This window comes from Bradyrhizobium sp. SHOUNA76 (assembly GCF_023006445.1).
In the GTDB taxonomy this organism is placed as follows: domain Bacteria; phylum Pseudomonadota; class Alphaproteobacteria; order Rhizobiales; family Xanthobacteraceae; genus Bradyrhizobium.
Map to the genome: position 1 here is coordinate 1 of NZ_JALBHA010000293.1, position 8,180 is coordinate 8,180.

Genomic DNA, 8,180 nt, shown 5'->3' on the forward strand with positions numbered 1-8,180 from the left:
AGCGTTTTGCCGGCGAGCCGGCCGGCGTCGTGCCAGCGCGTGCCGAACTCGCCGCCGCCGCGTAAGTTTGCCTGCACCGTGGTGCCGCCGCGCTCCAGCCAGAGCTTGCCCAGCGAGGCGTTGTAATACGGCTTCACCGCAAGAGCGAAGCCGCCATAGGCGCTCATATACACCGGCGCATCGCCGGTCTCGCCCGCCGGTCCGGTCTGGACATAGGGAATGCGCTCGCCGTCGATCGAGATCGCCTCGTGCTGCGTCACCACCAGGCCGTCGGCGGTGAACGTCTTCGGTGCCTGCTTCAGCACAACCGGGCTCGCGACGCCGCGTTCGAGCAGCAGCATCGACGGCGGCGTGAGCGGGTCCTGCACATTGGCGAGCAGGTCGCCATTGCTCTCAGACGGATGACGATCGAGCGGCCAGACGTCGACGACGCCGATCTCAGGCAGGCCGGAAAGCGTTGCGCGGCTCCAGCCCGCAGCAGATGGCGTGCAGACCTCGAAGCGCGGCCTGAGCTCGTCGAGGATCGACAGCACGAGCTTGCCGGCGACCCAGAAAAATCCCTGAACTGCCCGTCGAGGCGCCGGCTCGAACAGCACGGCGAATTCGCGGCGGCCCGCCAGCAAGTCCGAGAGCCTGATGCCGAGCACGGTGTCCGCTTTGTGCATCTGTCCGGCCACGGACCAATCCTCGCGCGGTTTGATCGCGAGCCAGTCGCCATGGGCTTGCAGCTCGATGGCGGTGGGAAGGTCTATCTTCGAGACGGGGCCGGTCTGGTCTCCGACCGAGACACTGTAATTGAAGAAGTCGAGCATCCGGCCGAACCAGATCATGCGATTTGGCGTCATGCGGTCGATATGGCCATACGCGGCCATGTCGTTCACGGAAGCTTCGAACAGCACGGCCGCTTGTTCAACGGGCTGGCCGCGCCGCCACAGCCGCACGGTCCGAGCGTAGCCTGATGTCGTCGCCATGCCCTCGCCATGGGCGCTCGACAGCAGCAGCGTGTCGGCATCGATCCAGTCCGCGCCGCCCTTCGCCTCAGGCAGCGCAAAACCGTCTGTCACGAAGCTCTTCGTATCCATGTCGAATTCGCGCAACGTCACGGCGTCGCTACCGCCGCGCGACAGGCTCAGCATGGCGTGCGAGCTTCCCGGCATCGTGGCAATCCCGCTGAGCAGCCAGTCCTCGCCTTCGCTCGTTGCGAGCTTGTCGATGTCCAGCATGGTCTCCCACGCTGGGCGGGCTTTGCGAAACTCCGTCAGCGTCGTCCGCCGCCACAGGCCGCGCGGGTTGGTGGCATCCTTCCAGAGATTTTGCAGATCGGTGCCGCGCCGGCTGACATAGGGAATGTTGTCCGGGCGGTCGTAGATCGCAGCTAGGATGTCGCGGTCGTGCTCGAAGGCTTTGCCCCCGAACGCCTGCAGCGTCAGTTGATTCTGCCGCTCGACGAAATCCAGCGCTTGCGTGCCCTCGATCTCCTCCAGCCACAGAAAGGGATCGTCGTCGGGAGCGTTGAGCGTGGGCCTGTCGTCGACGGTCATGAACGAAACTCCTTCAAATCGCGGCGGATAGGGTTTGATCGAGCGCAAGCCGTCAAGGGCGCGGCCCGCTATCATCCGTTCGATTGCGTCAGAGGCATGGCCTGCGCCCGTTTGCGCCGGTTGCCCGCCCTCCCGCACCCCTCCATAGTGCCGGGAATCAACAAACCCCTTGTGAGCCCCTTGAAAGTCCCTTGGGGGCGGAAAATCCCATGCTTGACGTGACTTCAGCCCATGAGATCGCCGACGACGCCCGCGCGCGTGCCAATGTGGTGCGCCTTGCTGCGGCGCAGGCGCTGACGGGCGCCAATTCGGCGGTGATTTTCGCCACCGGCTCGATCGTCGGCGCGACGCTCGCGCCCGACATGTCGCTCGCGACGGTGCCGCTGTCGATGTACGTCGTCGGGCTTGCTGCCGGCACGCTGCCGACCGGCGCGATCTCGCGTCGCTTCGGCCGCCGCTGGGCTTTCGTCATCGGCACCGGCTGCGGTGTCCTCACCGGCGTGCTCGGCTCGTTCGCGATCCTGCACGGCTCGTTCGTGCTGTTCTGCATCGCGACCTTCCTCGGCGGCCTCTACGGCTCCGTGGCGCAGTCCTATCGCTTTGCCGCCGCCGACGGCGCCAGCGCGGCCTACCGGCCCAAGGCGGTGTCCTGGGTGATGGCGGGCGGCGTGTTCGCCGGCGTGCTCGGTCCGCAGCTCGTGCAATGGACCATGGACGTCTGGCAGCCCTATCTGTTCGCCTTCAGCTTCCTGGTCCAGGCCGCAGTGGCGCTGGTCGCCATGGGCATCGTTGCCGGCGTCGATATGCCGAAGCCCGCGCCGGCCGATCTCCACGGTGGCCGGCCGTTGCTCACCATCGTGACGCAGCCGCGCTTCATCGCCGCGGCGCTGTGCGGCATCATCTCCTATCCCATGATGAATCTGGTGATGACCTCGGCACCGCTCGCCATGAAGATGTGCGGTCTGTCCGTGTCCGATTCCAATTTCGGCATTCAATGGCACATCGTCGCGATGTACGGGCCGAGCTTCTTCACGGGCGCGCTGATCGCCCGCTTCGGTGCGCCGAAGATCGTGGCGGCCGGCCTGCTGCTGGAAGCTGGCGCCGCCGGCATCGGCCTCTCCGGTCTCACCGCGATGCATTTCTGGGCCACACTGGTCGTGCTCGGTGTCGGCTGGAATTTCTCCTTCATCGGCGCGTCCGCGCTGGTGCTGGAGACGCACCGGCCGCAGGAGCGCAACAAGGTTCAGGCCTTCAACGATTTCCTGGTGTTCGGCATGATGGCGATCGGCTCGTTCTCCTCGGGCCAGCTGCTCGCCAATTACGGCTGGTCGGCGGTGAACCTCGTGGTGTTCCCACCGGTCGTGCTGGGCCTTGCCGTGCTCTCGCTGGTGTCCTGGGCCCGCCGCCGCAAGGCGCGGCTGGAGGCGGCGATGGGCGAGTTCCCGGACGCCATCTGACTGGCAGGAGGCTGTCACCAACGTTGATGCTTCGATCACTGTCGAAGTGATTTTCGGGTGAGGACTATTTAGATGTCGTGATGGCCGGGCTTGTCCCGGCCATCCCCGTCTTAGGACGCTGAAGAAAGAACGTGGATGGCCGGGACATGGCGAGCGGAAGCGACGCCGTCCTTCAGACGGCTATGCCCGGGCATGACGGAGTAAGCAGCGATGCTCGATAATCTTCAACAGCCGACGATCGACGAATCCTCCCTCCGCTACGAAGGCTGGCGCATCGTCGCGGTCTGCTTCCTGCTTGCGACCTTCGGCTGGGGGCTCGGTTTCTACGGCCAGAGCGTCTATGTCGCCGAGCTCCAGCGCGCCCGGGGCTGGCCGGCATCGCTGATCTCCGCAGGGACCACGTTCTTCTATCTGTTCGGCGCGTTGCTCGTCGTGTTCGTCGGCGAGGCCGTCCGCAACTATGGTCCGCGGCTCTGCCTGATCGCCGGCACGCTGGTGATGGCGGCAGCTAGCGTCGCGATCGGCGCGGTGCGCGAGCCCTGGCAGCTTTATCTCGCCAATGCCGTGCTCGCCTTCGGCTGGGCCGGCACCAGCCTCGCCATGATCACCAACACGATCAGTCTGTGGTTCGACCACAAGCGCGGCATGGCGATCAGCCTGGCGCTCAACGGCGCCAGCTTCGGCGGCATCGTCGGCGTGCCGTTGCTGATCACGCTGATCGCCCATATCGGCTTCGCCGGCGCGATGTATGCCGCCGCCGGCGCCATGCTGGTGCTGCTGCTGCCGGTGATCCTGCTTCTCGTCGGCCGGCCGCCCGATCTTCACGGCTGGAAGGCGTCAGCGAAAGCGACGCCGCAATCATCGACGCAGATCCGCGCCTGGGCACTGCGCGATGTCGGCTTCCTCACGGTGACGATTGCCTTTGCGCTGGTGCTGTTCGCGCAGGTCGGCTTCATCGTGCATCTGATCTCGTTCCTCGATCCCGTGATCGGCCGCGAGCGCGCCGCGGTGGCGGTCGCGGTGCTGACCGCGATGGCGGTGGTAGGCCGCGTGCTGTTCTCGCTGGTGATCGACCGCCTCAACCAGCGGCTGGCCTCGGCGCTGTCGTTCCTCAGCCAGGCCGCCGCGCTGCTCGTCGTCATCAATTTGCACAATGACTATGCGCTGATCGCAGCCTGTGCGGTGTTCGGCTTCTCCGTCGGCAATCTCATCACGCTGCCGTCGCTGATCGTGCAGCAGGAGTTCGACAGCGCCTCGTTCGGCGTGCTGATCAGCCTCAACACCGCGATCAACCAGGTCACCTACGCCTTCGGCCCCGGTGTCGTCGGGGCCTTGCGCGATTGGTCCGGCGGCTATTCGCTGCCATTCTATCTCTGCATCGCGCTGGAAGTGATGGCGGCGGCGCTGATCATGGTGCGGGGGAGGTCGCGCACAAAGCTCTCGTAGGGTGGGCAAAGGCGCGAAGCGCCGTGCCCACCAACAGTCTCTCCACGCACGTACAAGAATTGGTGGGCACGCTGCGCTTTGCCCACCCTACGGGACCTGCGTTTGATGACGCGACGGTGCCTCAACACACTCCGTCATTGCGAGGAGCCCTCGCAATGACGAGGGGTGAGAGCGGAATTTACCCCTCACGCTGCTTCAACAACGCTTCCACGTCCAGCCGCTTGGTGAACATCGCCAGCTTGCCATCCGGCCCGAGCGGCCATTGCTCCCTCGGCTTGTCCCAATACAGCTCCACGCCATTCTGGTCCGGATCGCGCAAGTATAGCGCCTCGCTGACACCGTGATCGCTGGCGCCATCCAGCGCAATGCCGGCCGTGAGCACCCGGTGCAGCGCATCCGCCAGCGCTGGCCTGGTCGGATAGAGGATCGCGGTGTGATAGAGCCCAGTGGTGCCCGGCGGCGGCGGTGAGCCGCCCTTGCTTTCCCAGGTGTTGAGCCCGATGTGATGATGATAGCCGCCGGCCGAGATGAAGGCCGCACCCGAGCCCATCTTCTGCATCAGCTCGAAGCCGAGCACGCCGCAATAAAAGCCGAGCGCGCGATCGAGATCGGCGACCTTGAGGTGGACATGGCCGATCCGGGTGCCGGCGGCGACGGCTTGGTTCTGCGACATGTGGCTGCTCCGTTGATGTCATGCAGATAAGGCGCACTCGGAGACGGTGCTATTGCCGATCCTGAAACCCAGCGTTTCCGAACGGGAAACTACGCCAGTTCCTTCTCCTCATCCTCGGGCAGCTCGAACTCAAAGGTGTTCAGCGTCATCGACACCATCGTGTAATAGCCGCACAGCCCGATCACCTCGACGACGCCGCGCTCGCCAAGCAGCTTCACGGCCTCGTCGTAGAGCCCCTTTTCGACGCCGTGGCCCTCATGCAGCGATTTTGCGAGATCGTAGATCATCTTGCCCTTGGGATCGTCGAACTCAGGCGTGCGGCGGTCGCGGATCGCGTCGATGATTTTCGGGTCCATGCCGCCGGCAAGCGCGAGGCGCTTGTGCGCGTACCATTCGTAATGCGCGGTCCAGTGCCGCGCCGTCACCAGGATCGCGATCTCCGAAAGCTTCGCCGGGAATATCGTGTCGTAGCGCATGACCTCGCCGAGCCGCGTGGCGTGGCGCGCCATCTCCGGACTGTTGAGCCAGGCCATCATCGGCGCCGGCGGCTTGCCGCGCTTGCCGGCGATCGACTCGTCATAGGTCTGGCGCTGGCTCTCGCTCATTTCGCCAGGCGAAAGAAGTTTCAGGCGCATTGTCGTTTCCTCTTTGTTTTCAAGCTCGCCATGGTGCCGACTATAGCCGAATGCGGGCTCGCGGAAGTGGTTGAATTCCGCGGTGCAATGGCCCAGAGTCGCGCCCAACAAGCCGATTTCGATTGATGGAAACGACCAATGCCTGAATCCAAAACCAGCGACACTGAAACCGCCGATCTCGAACAATTCCGCAACGAGACGCGCGCCTGGCTGGAAGCCAATTGCCCGCCCGAGATGCGCAAGCCCGCAACCTCTGACGCCGACGTGTTCTGGGGCGGGCGCAACGCCAAATTCTCGTCCGAGCCGCAAGGCATCTGGTTCGAGCGCATGCGTGACAAGGGCTGGACCGTGCCTGATTGGCCGAAGGAATATGGCGGCGGCGGATTGAGCGCGGCCGAGCACAAGGTGCTGCGCGCCGAGATGGCGAAGATGGGTGCTCGCCCGCCGTTGTCGAGCTTCGGCATCTGGATGCTCGGGCCGGCGCTGCTGAAATACGGCAACGACGCGCAGAAGAAAGAGCATCTGCCCAAAATCGCCGCGGGCGAGATCCGCTGGTGCCAGGGCTACTCCGAGCCGAATGCCGGCTCCGATCTCGCTTCGCTCCAGACCCGCGCCGAGAGCGATGGCGACGATTTCATCATCACCGGCCAGAAGATCTGGACGTCCTACGCCAATTACGCCGACTGGATCTTCTGCCTGGTGCGCACCGATCCCACGGCCAAGAAGCACGATGGCATCAGCTTCATCCTGTTCGACATGACCTCGAAGGGCGTGACGACCAAGCCGATCCTCTTGATCTCCGGCTATTCGCCGTTCTGCGAGACCTTCTTCGACGGCGTCCGCGTGCCGAAATCGCATGTCGTCGGCACCGTCAATCGTGGCTGGGACGTCGCGAAATATCTGCTCCAGCACGAGCGCGCGATGATCTCAGGCATGGGCGAACGCGGCGTCGGCCGTCCGCTGGGTCAGATCGCGGCCGATTCCGTCGGCACCGATGCGCAAGGCAAGCTCGACGATGCGATGCTCCGCGGGAAGATCGCAAGCTTCGAGGTGGATGAGGCCGCGCTCGCGGCCTGCGCCGAGCGTGCGGTCGATCTCGCCAAGGCGGGGCAGGCGCATCCGGCGTTCTCCTCGGCGATGAAATATTACGGCACCGAGCTCAACAAGCGCCGCTACGAGATCCTGATGTCCGCGGGCGGCGTCGATGCGCTGGAATGGGAAAGCGAGCGATCCAAGCAGGGCGCCCGCCCGCGCGCCTGGCTGCGCACCAAGGCCAATTCGATCGAGGGCGGCACCACGGAGGTGATGCTCGGCATCGTCGCCAAGCGCATCTTGGATCTGCCGGGGGCATGATTCACCGTCGTTCCGGGGCGATGCGCAGCATCGAATCCGGAACCTCGATATTCCGGGTTCCCGCTGCGCGTGCCCCGGAATGACATCCAACAATACGCATTCCACGCGATATTAGAGACTTTGCACATGGCCCTCGTCCTCACCGAAGAACAATCGATGCTCCGCGATAGCGCGCGCGGGCTGATCAGCGACAAGGCGCCGGTGTCGCACCTGCGCCATTTGCGCGACAGCAAAGACCCCACCGGATTCTCCAAGGAGTTTTGGAATTCCTTCGCCGAGATGGGTTTTGCCGGCCTGTTGGTGCCGGAAGAGTTCGGCGGCTCCGGTCTCGGCTATGTCGAGGCCGGAATCGTGATGGAGGAGATCGGCCGTACCTTGATGCCGTCGCCGTTCCTCGCCACCAGCGTGGTCGCGGCTTCCGCGCTGAACCGCGGCGGCAATGCCGCGCAGAAGTCGGACTATCTGCCGAAGATCGCGAGCGGCTCGCTGCTGGCGACGCTGGCGATCGACGAGGGCGCAAAACATCGCCCGCACCAGACCAGCTTGCAGGCCGTGCGCGCCGGCAACGGCTTCAAACTCTCGGGCGCCAAGGCCCTGGTGGTCGACGGCCACGTCGCTGATCTCCTGATCGTTGCCGCGCGCACCGCGGGCTCCGCGGGAGAGCGTGACGGCCTGACGCTGTTCCTGGTCAACCCCAAGGCCAAGGGCGTCGCGATCGAACGCACCATCATGGTCGACGCGCACAATGCGGCTCGGATCGAGCTCGCCAATGTCGAGGTCAATGCCGACGGCGTGCTCGGCGAAGTCGATCAGGGTGCCGCTCTGCTCGACGGCGTGCTCGACATCGGCCGCGGCGCGGTCGCCGCTGAGTTGGTCGGCCTCAGCGAAGAAGTCTTTGGCCGCACCGTCGAGTATCTCAAGAACAGAAAGCAGTTCGGCAAGCTGATCGGCGAATTCCAGGCGCTGCAGCACCGCGCCGCCGAGCTCTATGTCGACATCGAGATCACCCGCGCCGCCGCCATGAAGGCGCTGCAGGCGCTGGACGCCGACGTCGCCAAGGCGACCTCAGCAGTCG

General features: G+C 64.9%; 7 protein-coding genes. 4 read left to right on the forward strand and 3 right to left on the reverse strand.

The window, feature by feature from the left end:
* A partial coding sequence (locus MOV74_RS24875) for a S9 family peptidase (RefSeq protein WP_246928583.1) occupies nucleotides 1-1,541 on the reverse strand: 1,541 nt, incomplete at its 3' end.
* A gap of 209 nt (nucleotides 1,542-1,750) precedes the next feature.
* Here MOV74_RS24875 and MOV74_RS24880 point away from each other — a divergent pair.
* Together MOV74_RS24880 and MOV74_RS24885 are read left to right on the forward strand one after the other, a co-directional pair.
* Nucleotides 1,751-2,998 carry an MFS transporter gene (locus MOV74_RS24880; protein ID WP_246928585.1) on the forward strand — a complete coding sequence of 416 codons (1,248 nt, stop codon included), beginning with the start codon at nucleotides 1,751-1,753 and terminating at the stop codon, nucleotides 2,996-2,998.
* Nucleotides 2,999-3,208: 210 nt separating this feature from the next.
* Entirely contained in the window at nucleotides 3,209-4,444 is a 1,236-nt protein-coding gene (locus MOV74_RS24885) for an MFS transporter (protein WP_246928587.1), read from the forward strand.
* Nucleotides 4,445-4,622: 178 nt separating this feature from the next.
* On the opposite strand, the gene MOV74_RS24890 is transcribed toward MOV74_RS24885, so the two are convergent.
* The gene (locus MOV74_RS24890) at nucleotides 4,623-5,117 is read right to left on the reverse strand and encodes a VOC family protein (protein ID WP_246928604.1); all 495 of its coding nucleotides are present in this window, start codon (nucleotides 5,115-5,117) and stop codon (nucleotides 4,623-4,625) included.
* Nucleotides 5,118-5,206: 89 nt separating this feature from the next.
* A complete protein-coding gene (locus MOV74_RS24895; protein WP_246928606.1) occupies nucleotides 5,207-5,752 on the reverse strand; it encodes a carboxymuconolactone decarboxylase family protein in 546 nt (181 codons plus the stop codon).
* Between the two features lie 138 nt (nucleotides 5,753-5,890).
* On the opposite strand from MOV74_RS24895, the gene MOV74_RS24900 reads away from it, so the two are divergent.
* Together MOV74_RS24900 and MOV74_RS24905 are read left to right on the forward strand one after the other, a co-directional pair.
* Nucleotides 5,891-7,105, forward strand: coding sequence for an acyl-CoA dehydrogenase family protein (locus MOV74_RS24900; RefSeq protein WP_246928624.1), 1,215 nt, complete (start codon nucleotides 5,891-5,893; stop codon nucleotides 7,103-7,105).
* Between the two features lie 126 nt (nucleotides 7,106-7,231).
* Nucleotides 7,232-8,180 (forward strand): acyl-CoA dehydrogenase family protein (locus MOV74_RS24905; protein ID WP_246928626.1); only part of this gene is annotated, 949 nt, incomplete at its 3' end.